The sequence below is a fragment of the Bradyrhizobium sp. YCK136 genome (assembly GCF_044570075.1).
GTDB classification, from domain to species: Bacteria; Pseudomonadota; Alphaproteobacteria; order Rhizobiales; family Xanthobacteraceae; genus Bradyrhizobium; species Bradyrhizobium diazoefficiens.
Map to the genome: position 1 here is coordinate 2,382,348 of NZ_CP172424.1, position 15,099 is coordinate 2,397,446.

Here is a 15,099-nt window from a genome sequence, read left to right on the forward strand (position 1 = left end):
CGTCAAGCGCCGAGTGCAACGAGAAGCGTGCGACCGGTCATGAAGACGAGGATGAGCGAACCGACCGTCCACAGTGTCGCGCGAACTTCGTGGATTTGTCCCGTGAGATAGGCCAGAAAATGCAGCAGGCGTGAGGCAACGTAGCCGTAGAGCAGCCACTGCGCGAGCCGCAGCGACGGCTGCGTGAGGATATAGAGCAGACCCGCGACCAGGAAATACGGCAAGCTCTCGAGATCGTTCATCTGGATCCGGCGGATCCGCTCGACACGTTCGTTGGGAAGAAGCTGCGCTGGATCTGGCGCAGGATTCATCGGGGTCTTCTTGATATCCTCCGGCGAACGGTAGCCCCCCTTGGCTTGCACCATACGGATCACGGTCAGCCATGACATCGCCACGGCCTTCAAGATCATCAGGGTGGCGGCAACGACATACGTGGCGAAAAGGGGATCGTGAAGACTCATTCGGTCCAATTTGGCCCCCTTGTGACGTTTCCACGTGAGATGCGCGACCGCGCCGCGCCACCAGGCAAAGGACGTCACCCGTCCGCGTATAGCCCGGCGCGCTCGCGAACGCCACCGCCGTGGCGTGCGCGGGGCAGGGCGACATCGGCCGGGCAGCAAGAGACCGCCCGAAGGCGGTCTCGCACTCGGGAGAGAAGGCGTTCCGTCAGATATCAACCTGGATGGCCATGTTGGAGCGTACCCAATCGGATTGCCCAGCCTTTAGCCGCTTAGCCTGGAATTCTGCGAAAGCTGGATCGGCACCTAGTACCCGGAATCAGAGCTGAGTGATACGGCGGCCTTTGAAACGGCGTTGACGGACCTTTTTCTTGGTCCAGACGAAGGGCTCGGCTCTGTCGTTGTATGCGTTGACGTAGGCATCGATGTGTTCCTGAAGCTGCTTGAGGCTCGTGAAGGAGGTGCCGCTGAGCGACTGCCCCTGCAAGATGGAAAACCATACTTCGACCTGATTGAGCCATGACGCACTTGTCGGCGTGAAATGAAATTGCACGTTGGGGTGGGCCTTGAGCCAGTCCTCGTTCTTTTTATGGGTGTTGAGGTTGTCGAGGATGACGTGAAGCTTGCGGTTCGGAAAAGCCGCGGTGACGCTGTTCATGAAATCGAGAAACTCGACGCGGCGCCGGCGTTTTGAATGGGTCGCGATGATCTTTCCGGTGGCGACTTCGAGCGCCGCAAACAATGTTGTGGTGCCATGCCGCTTGTAATCGTGGCTTTGGCCGGTCAAGGCGCGGCCATTGGGCAACTTCAGATAACCCTGCGCTCGCTCCAAAGCCTGGATCGAGGGCTTCTCGTCCACGCACAGCACAATGGCCTTCGCCGGCGGCGCGACATAGAGGCCGACAACATCGGCGGCTTTGGCCGTAAAGTTCGGGTCGTTGCTCTCGCACCAGGACTTGCGAGCCACCAGGTCAATCTTGTGGCTGCGCAGGAACCGCCAGACATATTGGACATCGACATCGCCCAGCGCCTCGGCCAGCAGGGGGCCGGTCCAGCGCGCAAACCCTTGCGGTGGCGGCTTATCCAGCAGCTTCAGAATCCGCTTGTCGGTCGTCTTCGTATAGATCGGCTGCTTGCCAGGCCGCGGCTTGTCTTGCAGCCCTTCAAGGCCATGGTCGGCATAGCGATGCCGCCAAAGGCTGACAATCCGCGGCTGGACCCCAACTTCCTTGGCGATCGACCGGGTGCTGCGCCCATCCGCCGCCAACAGAACTATCCGCGCCCGCTTCAAATCGCGCTGCAACGTCACCGGTGAGCGACAGCACGCCTCAAGCACCTTGCGATCTTTCCTCGAAAGGTGGACTTCTCTTGCTTCGGGTATCATCCCGACCTTGAATCACGACTCACGTTCCAAGAAAAGTGGGTACTAGTACCCGGAATCAGAGCTGAGTGATACGGCGGCCTTTGAAACGGCGTTGACGGACCTTTTTCTTGGTCCAGACGAAGGGCTCGGCTCTGTCGTTGTATGCGTTGACGTAGGCATCGATGTGTTCCTGAAGCTGCTTGAGGCTCGTGAAGGAGGTGCCGCTGAGCGACTGCCCCTGCAAGATGGAAAACCATACTTCGACCTAATTGAGCCATGACGCACTTGTCGGCGTGAAATGAAATTGCACGTTGGGGTGGGCCTTGAGCCAGTCCTCGTTCTTTTTATGGGTGTTGAGGTTGTCGAGGATGACGTGAAGCTTGCGGTTCGGAAAAGCCGCGGTGACGCTGTTCATGAAATCGAGAAACTCGACGCGGCGCCGGCGTTTTGAATGGGTCGCGATGATCTTTCCGGTGGCGACTTCGAGCGCCGCAAACAATGTTGTGGTGCCATGCCGCTTGTAATCGTGGCTTTGGCCGGTCAAGGCGCGGCCATTGGGCAACTTCAGATAACCCTGCGCTCGCTCCAAAGCCTGGATCGAGGACTTCTCGTCCACGCACAGCACAATGGCCTTCGCCGGCGGCGCGACATAGAGGCCGACAACATCGGCGGCTTTGGCCGTAAAGTTCGGGTCGTTGCTCTCGCACCAGGACTTGCGAGCCACCAGGTCAATCTTGTGGCTGCGCAGGAACCGCCAGACATATTGGACATCGACATCGCCCAGCGCCTCGGCCAGCAGGGGGCCGGTCCAGCGCGCAAACCCTTGCGGTGGCGGCTTATCCAGCAGCTTCAGAATCCGCTTGTCGGTCGTCTTCGTATAGATCGGCTGCTTGCCAGGCCGCGGCTTGTCTTGCAGCCCTTCAAGGCCATGGTCGGCATAGCGATGCCGCCAAAGGCTGACAATCCGCGGCTGGACCCCAACTTCCTTGGCGATCGACCGGGTGCTGCGCCCATCCGCCGCCAACAGAACTATCCGCGCCCGCTTCAAATCGCGCTGCAACGTCACCGGTGAGCGACAGCACGCCTCAAGCACCTTGCGATCTTTCCTCGAAAGGTGGACTTCTCTTGCTTCGGGTATCATCCCGACCTTGAATCACGACTCACGTTCCAAGAAACTAGTACCCGGAATCAGAGCTGAGTGATACGGCGGCCTTTGAAACGGCGTTGACGGACCTTTTTCTTGGTCCAGACGAAGGGCTCGGCTCTGTCGTTGTATGCGTTGACGTAGGCATCGATGTGTTCCTGAAGCTGCTTGAGGCTCGTGAAGGAGGTGCCGCTGAGCGACTGCCCCTGCAAGATGGAAAACCATACTTCGACCTGATTGAGCCATGACGCACTTGTCGGCGTGAAATGAAATTGCACGTTGGGGTGGGCCTTGAGCCAGTCCTCGTTCTTTTTATGGGTGTTGAGGTTGTCGAGGATGACGTGAAGCTTGCGGTTCGGAAAAGCCGCGGTGACGCTGTTCATGAAATCGAGAAACTCGACGCGGCGCCGGCGTTTTGAATGGGTCGCGATGATCTTTCCGGTGGCGACTTCGAGCGCCGCAAACAATGTTGTGGTGCCATGCCGCTTGTAATCGTGGCTTTGGCCGGTCAAGGCGCGGCCATTGGGCAACTTCAGATAACCCTGCGCTCGCTCCAAAGCCTGGATCGAGGGCTTCTCGTCCACGCACAGCACAATGGCCTTCGCCGGCGGCGCGACATAGAGGCCGACAACATCGGCGGCTTTGGCCGTAAAGTTCGGGTCGTTGCTCTCGCACCAGGACTTGCGAGCCACCAGGTCAATCTTGTGGCTGCGCAGGAACCGCCAGACATATTGGACATCGACATCGCCCAGCGCCTCGGCCAGCAGGGGGCCGGTCCAGCGCGCAAACCCTTGCGGTGGCGGCTTATCCAGCAGCTTCAGAATCCGCTTGTCGGTCGTCTTCGTATAGATCGGCTGCTTGCCAGGCCGCGGCTTGTCTTGCAGCCCTTCAAGGCCATGGTCGGCATAGCGATGCCGCCAAAGGCTGACAATCCGCGGCTGGACCCCAACTTCCTTGGCGATCGACCGGGTGCTGCGCCCATCCGCCGCCAACAGAACTATCCGCGCCCGCTTCAAATCGCGCTGCAACGTCACCGGTGAGCGACAGCACGCCTCAAGCACCTTGCGATCTTTCCTCGAAAGGTGGACTTCTCTTGCTTCGGGTATCATCCCGACCTTGAACTAGTGCCGCCAAGGTGCGCCCATAAGCTTCTACGCTATCGAAGCGAGCGACGAAGGCGTAGTTCCCGACCTCGCCACCGATCACCGACCAATAGCTGACATCGGCCCCGTGTTTTTTCCAAAGTGTCGCGCCGTCCTTTGCAAGCTGTAAGATAGTCGCGAGATCGCTACCGGGCCTTGGATGCGAAACGAACTGCATGACAACTGCAGGCATTTTCCCCTCCAATGAAAAATGATGGCGCCAAACGACCCGGCTGGTCATTTGGTCCGAGGAGAATTCCAAACAGCGCGGCTCTCGCGCTTGATCTGGATCAACTCAATTTCTCCAGCCTGACGGCAGGCTGCCCGCTCTTGCGCCGCGGCATTGCATGGAGATCGCCCATGATCGAGCAGCGCAATCGAGTTGTTCAGGTCAGCCGCTTCGGTGATCCCGAGACACTGGAAGTTGTCGATACCCGCCTGCCGACCGCCGGCCGGGGCGAGGTGCGCGTTCGCGTACTCGCGTCGAGCCTCAGCTACACCGAGGTATTGATCAGGCGGCATCTGTACCCGCAAACGATGCGCCTCCGGCCGCCATTCGTCATGGGATACGACGTGGTGGGGGCAATCGATCAGCTCGGCGAAGGCGTGCACGACTTTCAGATTGGCGACCGTGTGGCCGACATGACGGTGGTCGGGTCAAACGCCGAGTATCGCACGCTTCGGGCGGACGACCTGGCCCGCGTGCCGGTTGGCGTGGACGCCGCTGAAGCGGCCGCGCTGATCTTGAGCTGGACGACCGCGTACCAGCTTCTGCACCGCGCGGCCAAGGTTCAGCGAGGCCAACGTGTGCTCGTGCACGGCGCCGCCGGCGCGGTCGGCCAGGCGCTGCTCGTGCTCGGGAGACTGGCGGGCGTCGAGCTGTGGGGCACGGTGCGCGGCGAGCACATGGCGCTCGTCCGGGAGCTCGGGGCAACGCCGATCGACTACCAGCATGAGGACTTCACGCGGGTTCTGCCGGGCGGGTTCGACGTCATCGTCGACGGCGTCGGCGAAGACGGCTATCGCCGCTCATACGCCGCGCTCAAGCCAGGCGGCCTGCTCTGCGCCATCGGCTTCTCGGCGAGCGTGCAGGCACGGCGTCGGATGCTCCCCATCGTGATGGAGATCGCGCGCCTCTATCTGTGGAGATTATTGCCCGGCGGCAAGCGAGCCCGCTTTTACTCGGTAAATGCCATGCGGGCGCGACATCCCACCTGGTTCAAGGAGGACCTGGAGGAATTGTTCGAGCTTCTGGCAGAAGGTGCCATCCGGCCGCGCATCGCCGAGCGGATCTCCTTCGACGAGGTCGCCGAAGCTCACCGTCGCCTCGAGGCTGGCGGTCTCGAGGGCAAGCTCGTGCTGTGCCCGGATCTCTCCTCGCGACGCAGCCAGCGCTCCGCCTGACGCGGTGCGACGCTGCCCGGGCGTTTCCGCTACGGTCAGGATCGCCGCTCGGCCCAAGACGCCGAGCCGGCTGTGAGCATGACGATCGGCAGGAACGGGCCAAAAGCAGCCCTTACGGTCCGGCTCGCCCTGAGCGAAGTCGGATCGCTCGCCGACCAGGGAGTGGCTCACTTCCGGGGCTCAACGACTGTCTTTGTTGATCCGTCCGGCGCTGCCTGCATCCCCGGTGGGCTTTGACCTTGCGGACTTTCCGGCTGCGCACCACCCGACTTTGTTTCAATCGGTCCGGTCCAACCTTGCGGCTGCAATTGACCTTTTTCTTCCGGCGCCGAGCGCCCGGTCGGCGTGTTCAAGTCTTTCTTCGGATCGGCTTGCGCTGTCGCAAATCCGCACGACACGGCCCAGCAAATCGTCGTTATCAGAATAATCCTCACGGCGACCTCCGCTTGGCTGAATGTAACAAACAGGCTGGACCACCCTTCAGTTCCGTATTGCAATGCGAGCGAACGACCGATCGAAAAAGAATGTCCGCTTCGGGTCCAGTCGCGTCGGTTCGAGAGGACACCGAGGACTTCCGGTCAAGCCTGGTGAACTGACATGATCAGCGCTGGTCAGCTTGTCTCAAACGGGCCAATAGGTGACATTCGAGTAGGAAGGTCGCCAATGTCGGCAAGCGAATAGCCTTCACGTTATTGCTCCCGCACGCCTCCCTTCCTTAGCCCATCGAGAATTTCATCAAATTCCCGACGAAACTGCGGGTTGCTTGAGTATCCGTAGCCAAACTCACGGAACCACTGGATCGTGAAATCTGGTCGGATCTTGTTCAATTCAGTCAAGCTCTGCCGCGCCGGCTCCAACTGCCCGCTGGCTCCGTAAGCCGAGACCAGATCTACATAGGCGTACCAGAATGCGTTGTTTATGTTGATCACTCGCCTGCAGTCCTTGGTGGCTTCTTCATATTCCTGAAGGTGCAGGTGTGCATGGCAAAGGTTGTAATACCAAGAGACGGCAATCGGATCTTTCGGGCTGAGGCGGAGTGCCAGCTGAAGCGGCGAGAACGCTTCGCGGGCCCGCCCGGAGAGGATGAGTGCAAGTCCTTTCTGAGCGTAGGCGATCGGGAAATTTGGATTGATTTCAAGCGCAGCGTCGTATTCAGGCAACGCCTCCTCAGGGCGCCCAAATACTCGAAGAGTGTCCCCCTTTACCACGTAAGCCAACGCGTTTGACGAGCTTTTCGCAAGAGCCCTGTCGATGAGATCAGTCGCTATTTCTTTATCTTCGGCCATGGACGTCGACCACCTGAAGCCCGCAGCAATGGCTAAGCACCATGCTTTCGCGATCATTGCATCGACGTTATCCGGATCGAGATGCAACGCACGGTCGAACAGGTCCTTTGCCTGCGCAATTTCCGTCTTCGACCGGGGCTCATAGAACTTTGCCCAGCCGCGCATCGTGAAGTCCATGGCGTCTGGATTTCTGGATTGGTCCTTTTCGCTGCGGCGGCTTTCGGCTTGCATGAGTTCAATGTTTAGCGAGCGTGCGAGCCGTCCCGTGATCTGGTCCTGCAAGGCGGCGAGGTTCGTGCGATCGCCGTCGAAGCGATCGGACCAGATGTCGCGACCGCTTGCGGCATCCGTAAGCGACACGTTGACCCGGATCTGATCTCCGTTGCGCCGCACCGCGCCCTGTACCGCCCATCGGATGCCGAGCTCCTTGCCGAGCGTCTTAAAGTCGATCTGCTTGTTCTTGAATGTAAAGGCCGTTCCCCGTCCGATGACGAAAGCGCCGGGCATTTGCGCGAGATCGGTTGTCAGATCGGTCGTAATACTATCGGCGAAGTAGTCCTGCTCCGGATCGTTGTTGAGGTTTGCAAATGGCAGGACGACGAGAGACAACCGGGGAGCAACGTCAGGCCGGGCCGTAGCCTCTCTTTGCGTCTGTTGCTTGTCCGGAAACACATCGGTGCGGAGCGTCTTCCACACAGTCCAGTAGCCGACGAGACCACCCGCGATCGCGCCGATAGCGGCGATCGAGGCGAGCGCTCCGCCGATCAACTGCAATCGCGCCCGGAGGCGACTCTTTAGATCGCGATCGGATGGTGGTTTCCCCAATTGCTCCTTATCGGATGTCGCTTTGTCCGGTTGCTCGTTATCGGATGTCGGTTTGTCCGGTAGATCGGTGGAGACTTCCGAGTTCGTCATCGTTGCCTCCGCGCAGGAGCCAAACGTCCGGATTCCAAAAACTAGCAGATTTTCGCGGCTTTGGGTTGGTCAAGGTTGCTGACAAGTTCAAGCCTCTCTCAAGTTGTCGCTTGGACAATCGCCGCAGCCGCTGTCACCCCGCCGCCAGCCCCGTCCTCCGCCGCAAATCCGTAATCGCGCGCAGAAAACTGTCGGCCGGCGTCGTCTCCGGATCGATCAGCCGGTGCAGGCGAAAGCCGTCTTCCAGCGCCAGCACGACGGAGGCCATCCACGGCGGGTTGAGCGTGTTGTTCTTGCCGTTGCTCTTCAACGTCGCCTCGACGATGTCGGCGATCAGCTTGCGCCGCGCGCGCAGGCGTTTGGCAAGCTCCGGCCGGCGCTTCTCGGCGCGCGCGACGTAGAGGATCATCTCCATGTGCAAGAGCGGCGAGCGGCCGAGCGGATCCTGCCGGCTGCGGTCCATCGTTCGCAGCGCCGCGATGAAATCGTCGAGATTGTCGTGCTGCGCGAGGATGTCCATATTGCGCCGGATCGACTGCTCCACATGGTCCTCGAGCATGGCGATGATCAATTCGTCCTTGCTGTTGAAGTTGGAATAGAACGCGCCGCGGGTGAAGCCGGCCGCGGCCGCGATCGCCTCGATGCTGGCGCCGCCGATGCCGTCTTCCTCGAACACCCGCGCGGCCGCCTCGAACAGTCTGTCGCGCGTGTCGTCCCTGGTCGGCCTGGTTCTCACCCTTGACATCGGACCAGGTTAGGGCAGAATGCAACTCGATACAACAATGTATCGAGTTGATAATTTCAGGGGATGGTTACGCCGGGCAGTGGGGCTGCGATCGGCGTATTCGTGTCATGCGGCAACCGATTTGAGGTCACCATGAACGAGCAAGCGCAACCTGCCGGCGGCGATCCGCTGTTCAATCCGCTGTCGCCGGACTTCATCCGCAACCCCTATCCGCATTACGACCGGCTGCGCGCGATCGATCCGATCCATGTGACGCCGTTCGGCCAGTTCGTCGCCAGTCGCCACGCCGATGTCAGCCTCGTGATGCGCGACAAGCGCTTCGGCAAGGATTTCGTCGAGCGGTCCAAGCGCCGCTACAGCGAAAAGATCATGGACGAGCCGGTGTTCCGCAGCATGAGCCACTGGATGCTGCAGGCCGATCCGCCCGACCACACCCGCCTGCGCGGCCTCGTGGTGAAGGCCTTCACCGCGCGGCGCGTCGAGGACATGCGGCCGCGCATTCAGGAGATCGTCGACCAGGCCATCGATGCCGTGATCGACCGCGGCCACATGGACCTGATCGAGGATTTCGCCTTCCGCCTGCCTGTCACCATCATCTGCGACATGCTGGGAATCCCCGAGGACCATCGCGAGGTCTTCTACAAGAGCTCGCGCGACGGCGGGCGGCTGCTCGACCCCGTGCCGCTCACGCCGGAGGAGATCGCGAAGGGCAACGCCGGCAACATGATGGCGCAGATGTATTTCCAGCAGCTGTTCGAGCTGCGCCGCCGCAATCCCGCCGACGACCTCACCACCCAGCTGGTGCAGACCGAGGAAGACGGCAACAAGCTCACCAACGAGGAGCTGACCGCCAACATCATCCTGTTGTTCGGCGCCGGCCACGAGACCACCGTCAATCTGATCGGCAACGGCCTCTTGGCGCTTCATCGCAACCCGGACCAGCTCGCGCTGCTCAAGGCCCGGCCGGAGCTGATGGTCAATGCGATCGAGGAGTTCCTGCGCTACGATTCCTCGGTGCAGATGACCGGGCGCGTCACGCTCGAGGATATCGACGATCTCGGCGGCAGGAAAATCCCCAAGGGCGAGACCGTGCTGTGCCTGCTCGGCTCGGCCAACCGCGATCCGGCGGTCTATCCCGATCGCCCCGACCGGCTCGACGTCACCCGTCCCAACGTCAAGCCGCTGTCGTTCGGCGGCGGCATCCATTTCTGCCTGGGGGCCCAATTGGCGCGGATCGAGGCCGAGATCGCCATCGCCACGCTGTTGCGCCGGCTGCCGGATCTGCGGATCGACGACGTCGAGAACCCGGAATGGCGCTCGACCTTCGTGCTGCGCGGCCTGAAGAGCTTGCCGGCGAGCTGGTGAGGCGGCGGCGCGCGTTAACCTCCGCGCGCAACAGTCGCTGTGACTTCGCCACACTTCCCCCTATATAAGGGGCTGTTCCGGCGCGCCTGAAGCCTTCCATGGGGCAAGGTTTGGCCCGGGTGCCGGTTTGGCCGAGGGGAGACCCGTGCAGACGACGCTGCTCGGATTGGCGATTGCCTTCATCATTGCGCTTCTGGCCGCGCTGATCGGGCCCTACTTCATCGACTGGAACCAGTTCAGGCCCCAGTTCGAGGCGGAGGCGGGCCGGATCATCGGCGTGCCGGTGCGGGTGGCGGGCGAGCTCGACGCGCGGCTGCTGCCGGCGCCGACGTTGCGGCTGCGCTCGGTCACCTTCGGCGGCAACAACGATCTCGGCCGCCTGCGCGCCGACAAGCTCGACGTCGAGTTCAGCTTGAGCGCGCTGATGCGCGGCGAATGGCGCGCCACCGAGCTGACTGTCAATGGCATGGCGGTCGATCTCGGCCTCGACGCGCGCGGGCGGGTCGATCTGCCGTCCACCGCGAGCGGCACCTTCAATCTGGCTTCGCTGGCGATCGAGCGCCTCAATCTCACCGGCCGCATCGCCCTGCACGATGCCGCCAGCCGCTCGACGCTGGAGCTCACCGACATCGCCTTCTCCGGCGACGTCCGCTCGCTGGCCGGCTCGGTGCGCGGCGACGGCCGTTTCACCGCGGGCGGCACGCGCTACCCGTTCCGCATCTCCTCCGGCCCGAGCGCCGACGGCAGCGCCACGCGTCTCCACCTCAACATCGACCCCGGCGAGCGCGCCATCCTCGCCGATCTCGAAGGCGTGCTCGCCTTCGACAACCGCCTGCCGAAATTCGACGGCGCGCTGACGCTGGCCGTGCCGGCGGCGAAGAAGGCCGGCGAGGCCGGGCCGACGCCCTGGAAGCTCACCGCAAAACTCAAGGCCGATCCCGCCGGCGCCAAGTTCGACCAGATCGACGCAAGCTTTGGCGCCGAGGACAATGCGTTGAAAGTCGGCGGCGTCGGCGATCTCAGGTTCGGCGCCTCGCCGCTGCTGCGCGCGGTGCTGTCGGCGCGCCAGATCGATGCCGACAAGCTGGCCGGCAAGGACGACGCCGAGCCGCTGCGCATCCTGCCGGCACTGCGCGCCGGCCTTGCCGCGATCCCGCAGGCGCCGATCCCGGCGCAGATCGAGTTCAACTCCGACCAGATCATGCTCGGCGGCCGGCCGCTCCAGAACATCGCCGCCGAGCTCAAGACCGACGGCCGGTCCTGGACCTTCCAGCGGCTCGAGCTGCGCGCGCCCGGCATGACGCAGCTCTCGCTCAACGGCGCGGCGCCCGGCGCCGACAGCTTCAGCGGCCGGCTCAGCGTCGAATCCTCCGATCCCGATACGCTGGTGGCCTGGCTCCAGGGCCGCAGCGAGGTCAACCGCCGCAGCACCCGGCCGCTGCGGCTTGCCGGCGACGTGACGATCGCCGCCAACCATCTCGCCATCGACAAGCTGAAGGCCGACATCGAAGGCGGCGCCATCGAGGGACGAATTGCTTTCGTCCAGACCGGCGCGAGCAAGGGCTCGCGGATCGATGCCGAGCTCAAGGCCGACCGTCTCGATCTCGACGCCGCTGCGAGCTTTGTGCGCGCGCTCGGCGGGCCGCAAGGCGAATGGCCGGAGGAGGCAAGACTCTCGCTCGATGTCGGCCGTGCGATCTCCGCCGGCCAGGAGCTGCGGCCGTTCGCGGCGAAGCTCGGCTATGGACCGGCGTCGCTGTCGCTGGAGCAGTTGCGGTTCGGTCAGACCAGCGGCGTGACCACCGAGGCGAGCGGCAGCTTCGACCGTACCAAAGCCACCGGCAAGCTCGCGCTGAAATCCTCAGCCAATTCGCTGCGCGAGCTTACCGCGCTGATCGAGCCGTTTGCCCCTTCGGTGCGTACGCGCTTCGATGCGATCGCGCCGCTGCCCGGTGCGACCCGCCTGAAGCTCGACCTCAGCCTCGACAGGAACGCCGAGCATGCCGATCGCAGCGACGCCCGCGCCGTGTTCGATCTCGACGCGCCGCAGCTCAAGGCCACCGCGACGCTGGCCGCACAGACGCCGGTAGCGGCCGTCAACGGCATCGACATCGACCGCCTGCGCAACAGCGACTTCACGCTGGACTCGAAAGTCTCGACCCCGCAGGCCGGCGCATTGCTGGCCTTGCTCGGCCTCGATCGCGTGGTGGCCGCGGGCGAGGGCGCTTCGCAGTTCGAAGGCCGGTTAAGCGGTGCCTGGCGCCGTCCGCTGCAATTGAACGCAAAACTGAGCGGCGGCGGGCTGGACGCAGACGCGCAAGGCAGCGTCGAATTGTCCGCGCCGGAGCCGAAGGCGTCCGTGAATCTGCGCGTGCGCAACGTCAACCTCGCGCCGCTGTTCGGAACCGGCCCGGCCGGCAAATCGGCGCAGACCGTCAGCCTGTCCTCCCGGCTCTCTCTGTCCGGCAATCGCCTGACCTTCGACGATCTCGACGGCAGCGCGGCCGGCTCGCATCTGCGCGGTCGTCTGGCGGTCACGCTCGACCAGGAGAAGAGCATCGACGGCGAGGTAGGCCTCGACACGCTCGATCTTGCGCCGGCGCTCGCGCTTGCCGTCGGCGCGGCCGGACGCGATGCCGGCGAGCCGCTGAGCGCGGGGCTCCTCGGTGGCTGGCGCGGCCGCATCGCCTTCCAGGCGTTGCGCGGCACGTTGCCAGGCGGCGTCGAGCTGCGTCCCATCGGTGGGACGATCCGGAGCGACGGCCAGTCGCTCGCGCTCGATGCGCTCAAGGGCGGCGTCGGCGGCGGCGAGATCTCGGCGAGTTTTGACGCACGCAACGGCGCGAGTGGCGTTGCGCTGAATGCACGTATCGAGCTCAGCAATGTCGATGCGACCACGCTGCGCTACCGTGATCTTGCTTTGCCCAAGGGACGCGCCTCGGTGCAGATTGCACTGACCAGCCAGGGCCGCAGCGTCGCGGCGTTGACCGGCGCGCTCGCCGGCAATGGCACGGTGACGCTGGACTCTGCGGAAATCAGCGGCCTCAACCCGCGTGCGTTCGAGATCGCCATCCGCGCCAGCGACGGCGGTCAGGTCGCCGACGACAACAGGCTGCGGCAGCTGGTCGAACCCGCGCTGGCGGCGGGTCCCATTGCGGTCGCCTCGGCGCAGATCCCGTTCACGATCCGCGACGGACGGCTGCGCGTTGGTGCCACGCCGCTTGAAGCGAAGAACGCCCGCGCCATTGTCTCCGGCGGTTACGACATTCCCGCCGACCAGGCCGACATCCGCGCCAGCCTGACGCCGATCATGACCGGGCTCTCCGGCGCCCCGCCGGAGATCCAGTTGTTCGCGGCGGGCCCCCCCGACAAGCTCAACCGCACCGTCGATCTTGCGCCGCTGTCTTCGTGGCTCGCGGTGCGCACGATCGATCGCGAGACGCGCCGGCTCGATGCCATCGAGCGCGGCGAGCCGCCGCCGGCGACCGCGGCGCTACCGACGTTGGTGTCTCCGGATGCGGCGCCCGAGCAGGTGCCGGCCAACGTGCCGCTGCCGGGCCAGGATCCACGCCGCGCGACGCCAAGGCCGAAAGCCGCGCCGACGCCGAAAGCGCCGCTGGCCGCGCCCGCAGCTCCAAGCCCGCCGCTCGCAAGTCAGCAGGTCGCGCCATTGCCGCCGCCGATCGAGGTGAGACCGGCGCCGGGCCCCGCGCCCGCAAAGCCCAAGCCGAAGCCGCCGCTGGTGCTGACGCCGTCGAACCCGTAAGCGCGAGTTCGTTTGGAGAGATCGGGCCGCGGGCCCTCTTAACCTCTCCCGCTTGCGGGATAGGTCGGCGCGAAGCGCCGGGTGAGGGTTCTTTCCATTAAGGGAGTCGCTCTGCGGAGACACCCTCTCCCCAGCCCTCTCCCGCAAGCGGGAGAGGGAGCGCACCTTCTCCCTTGCCCGCCGGTAAACCCATTCCATCGCATTTGAATGAATTCTCGTCGGCAAAACTGATCTGCCGACTTTACCGGATTCTCGCGTTTGCTCCCTAGTGTCGGGTGTCAGAGGAATTCGGCGTCGCGCCAGCACAGGCGGGATGGCTCGCCAAAGAACGACCAAGAACTGGGGTGATCGACATGAACGGGGCGAAAACGCTTCTACAGGATCTGGACGACGCGATCGCGCGCGGCACCGACGAAAGCCGGGCACGCGCGCTGTGGCATGCGACCGACATCCTGATCACCGGCCGCTACAGCGACGACGAGATCAGCATGTTCGGCGAGGTCATCGGCCGGCTTGCCGACGAGATCGAGGTTGCCGCGCGGACGCAGCTCTCCGAATTGATGGCGGCCTGCGATCACGCTCCGCTCAATGTCATCGAAAAGCTCGCTCTCGACGACGAGATCGCGGTCGCCGGTCCCGTGCTGCGCGACTCCACCCGTCTCGACGAGAAGATGCTGGTCGAGAGCGCCCTGACCAAGAGCCAGTCGCATCTGCTCGCGATTGCCCAGCGTAAATCCATCGGCGAGGCCGTGACCGACGTGCTGGTCAAGCGCGGCGACCAGGAGGTCGTGACGTCGGTCGCCAGGAACGAGGGCGCGCGCTTCTCCGGCTCGGGCCTGCTGCACATGGTCCGCCGCGCCGAGGGCGATTCGATTCTTGCCGAGCAGCTTGGCCTGCGCAAGGACGTGCCGCGCCACATCTTCCAGCAGCTCATCTCGAAAGCGTCGGAAGACGTCCGCCGCCGGCTCGAGAGCGAGCGCCCTGAGATGATGGCGCAGATCCAGAGCTCGGTGACAGAGGTCACCGGCGATCTGCAATCCAAGTTCGGCCCGTCCTCGCGCAGCTACTTCGTCGCCAAGCGCGTGGTGACGACGCAGTACCGCCAGGGCAACCTCAACCAGGACTCGATCTCGAACTATGCGCGCCAGCACCGCTTCGACGAGGTGCAGATCGGCCTGTCGCTGCTGTCGGCGCTGCCGGTCGACGTGATCGAGCGCGCGCTGATGGACCGCAACCGCGAGATGATCCTGGTGCTGTGCAAGGCGCTCAACTTCTCCTGGGACACGACGATGTCGCTGCTGTTCCTCGGCGCCAAGGATCATCTGATCACCGCGCGCGAGCTCCAGGACAACGAGCGCGAGTTCAGCCGGCTCAAGATCGAGACCTCGCGCAGCATCCTGAAGTTCTACCAGTCGCGCAAGACCGGCGCGGGTGCCGATGCGGGCCGTCAGCCCGAACTCCTGGTCCACTGAGCAAGTCCACTAAGCAGGTCCACTGAGATCACCCGGGAA

The 15,099-nt window shown here is 63.6% G+C and carries 11 protein-coding genes and 1 pseudogene; 4 read left to right on the top strand and 8 right to left on the bottom strand.

Annotation, left to right across the window (positions count from 1 at the left end; translation table 11 throughout):
* Positions 1 to 2: 2 nt before the first annotated feature.
* The 5 genes and pseudogenes from ACFLEY_RS11160 to ACFLEY_RS11180 form a co-directional block, all read right to left on the bottom strand.
* Positions 3 to 461 carry an MAPEG family protein gene (locus ACFLEY_RS11160; protein ID WP_244647681.1) on the bottom strand — a complete coding sequence of 153 codons (459 nt, stop codon included), beginning with the start codon at positions 459 to 461 and terminating at the stop codon, positions 3 to 5.
* A 316-nt stretch (positions 462 to 777) separates the two neighbouring features.
* Positions 778 to 1,842 (bottom strand): IS630-like element ISRj1 family transposase, encoded by a 1,065-nt coding sequence (locus ACFLEY_RS11165; RefSeq protein ID WP_026192128.1) that lies wholly within the window; start codon positions 1,840 to 1,842, stop codon positions 778 to 780.
* A 55-nt stretch (positions 1,843 to 1,897) separates the two neighbouring features.
* Positions 1,898 to 2,962: pseudogene (locus ACFLEY_RS11170) on the bottom strand (IS630-like element ISRj1 family transposase).
* A 47-nt stretch (positions 2,963 to 3,009) separates the two neighbouring features.
* A complete protein-coding gene (locus tag ACFLEY_RS11175; RefSeq protein WP_026192128.1) occupies positions 3,010 to 4,074 on the bottom strand; it encodes an IS630-like element ISRj1 family transposase in 1,065 nt (354 codons plus the stop codon).
* Positions 4,019 to 4,300, bottom strand: a complete 282-nt coding sequence (locus ACFLEY_RS11180) for a hypothetical protein (protein ID WP_396604636.1) — start codon at positions 4,298 to 4,300, stop codon at positions 4,019 to 4,021. Before ACFLEY_RS11180 ends, ACFLEY_RS11175 begins: the two co-directional genes overlap by 56 nt.
* Before the next feature lie 167 nt (positions 4,301 to 4,467).
* On the opposite strand from ACFLEY_RS11180, the gene ACFLEY_RS11185 reads away from it, so the two are divergent.
* A complete protein-coding gene (locus tag ACFLEY_RS11185) occupies positions 4,468 to 5,511 on the top strand; it encodes a medium chain dehydrogenase/reductase family protein (protein WP_060908570.1) in 1,044 nt (347 codons plus the stop codon).
* Positions 5,512 to 5,678: 167 nt separating this feature from the next.
* Here the strand turns inward: ACFLEY_RS11185 and ACFLEY_RS11190 are convergent, their stop codons facing one another.
* From ACFLEY_RS11190 to ACFLEY_RS11200, 3 genes are all read right to left on the bottom strand, one after another.
* A complete protein-coding gene (locus tag ACFLEY_RS11190; protein WP_129557363.1) occupies positions 5,679 to 5,945 on the bottom strand; it encodes a hypothetical protein in 267 nt (88 codons plus the stop codon).
* Positions 5,946 to 6,200: 255 nt separating this feature from the next.
* Complete coding sequence (locus ACFLEY_RS11195; protein ID WP_211433849.1) at positions 6,201 to 7,712, bottom strand: tetratricopeptide repeat protein; 1,512 nt, start codon at positions 7,710 to 7,712, stop codon at positions 6,201 to 6,203.
* Positions 7,713 to 7,845: 133 nt separating this feature from the next.
* The gene (locus ACFLEY_RS11200; RefSeq protein ID WP_028176191.1) at positions 7,846 to 8,457 is read right to left on the bottom strand and encodes a TetR/AcrR family transcriptional regulator; all 612 of its coding nucleotides are present in this window, start codon (positions 8,455 to 8,457) and stop codon (positions 7,846 to 7,848) included.
* A gap of 132 nt (positions 8,458 to 8,589) precedes the next feature.
* On the opposite strand from ACFLEY_RS11200, the gene ACFLEY_RS11205 reads away from it, so the two are divergent.
* The 3 genes from ACFLEY_RS11205 to ACFLEY_RS11215 all read left to right on the top strand — a co-directional run bounded on the left by ACFLEY_RS11205 (position 8,590) and on the right by ACFLEY_RS11215 (position 15,060).
* Positions 8,590 to 9,822 carry a cytochrome P450 gene (locus tag ACFLEY_RS11205; RefSeq protein WP_060908569.1) on the top strand — a complete coding sequence of 411 codons (1,233 nt, stop codon included), beginning with the start codon at positions 8,590 to 8,592 and terminating at the stop codon, positions 9,820 to 9,822.
* A gap of 145 nt (positions 9,823 to 9,967) precedes the next feature.
* Positions 9,968 to 13,588 (top strand): AsmA-like C-terminal region-containing protein, encoded by a 3,621-nt coding sequence (locus ACFLEY_RS11210; protein ID WP_060908568.1) that lies wholly within the window; start codon positions 9,968 to 9,970, stop codon positions 13,586 to 13,588.
* 353 nt (positions 13,589 to 13,941) lie between these two features.
* Positions 13,942 to 15,060 (top strand): DUF2336 domain-containing protein, encoded by a 1,119-nt coding sequence (locus ACFLEY_RS11215; protein ID WP_060912666.1) that lies wholly within the window; start codon positions 13,942 to 13,944, stop codon positions 15,058 to 15,060.
* Positions 15,061 to 15,099 lie beyond the last annotated feature (39 nt).

Bases quoted from the DNA above. Each gene is read 5' to 3' on its own strand.
- ACFLEY_RS11195 (WP_211433849.1), bottom strand. From the start codon at position 7,712: ATGACGAACTCGGAAGTCTCCACCGATCTACCGGACAAACCGACATCC.
- ACFLEY_RS11180 (WP_396604636.1), bottom strand. From the start codon at position 4,300: ATGCCTGCAGTTGTCATGCAGTTCGTTTCGCATCCAAGGCCCGGTAGC.
- ACFLEY_RS11200 (WP_028176191.1), bottom strand. From the start codon at position 8,457: ATGTCAAGGGTGAGAACCAGGCCGACCAGGGACGACACGCGCGACAGA.
- ACFLEY_RS11215 (WP_060912666.1), top strand. From the start codon at position 13,942: ATGAACGGGGCGAAAACGCTTCTACAGGATCTGGACGACGCGATCGCG.
- ACFLEY_RS11165 (WP_026192128.1), bottom strand. From the start codon at position 1,842: ATGATACCCGAAGCAAGAGAAGTCCACCTTTCGAGGAAAGATCGCAAG.
- ACFLEY_RS11160 (WP_244647681.1), bottom strand. From the start codon at position 461: ATGAGTCTTCACGATCCCCTTTTCGCCACGTATGTCGTTGCCGCCACC.
- ACFLEY_RS11175 (WP_026192128.1), bottom strand. From the start codon at position 4,074: ATGATACCCGAAGCAAGAGAAGTCCACCTTTCGAGGAAAGATCGCAAG.
- ACFLEY_RS11185 (WP_060908570.1), top strand. From the start codon at position 4,468: ATGATCGAGCAGCGCAATCGAGTTGTTCAGGTCAGCCGCTTCGGTGAT.
- ACFLEY_RS11205 (WP_060908569.1), top strand. From the start codon at position 8,590: ATGAACGAGCAAGCGCAACCTGCCGGCGGCGATCCGCTGTTCAATCCG.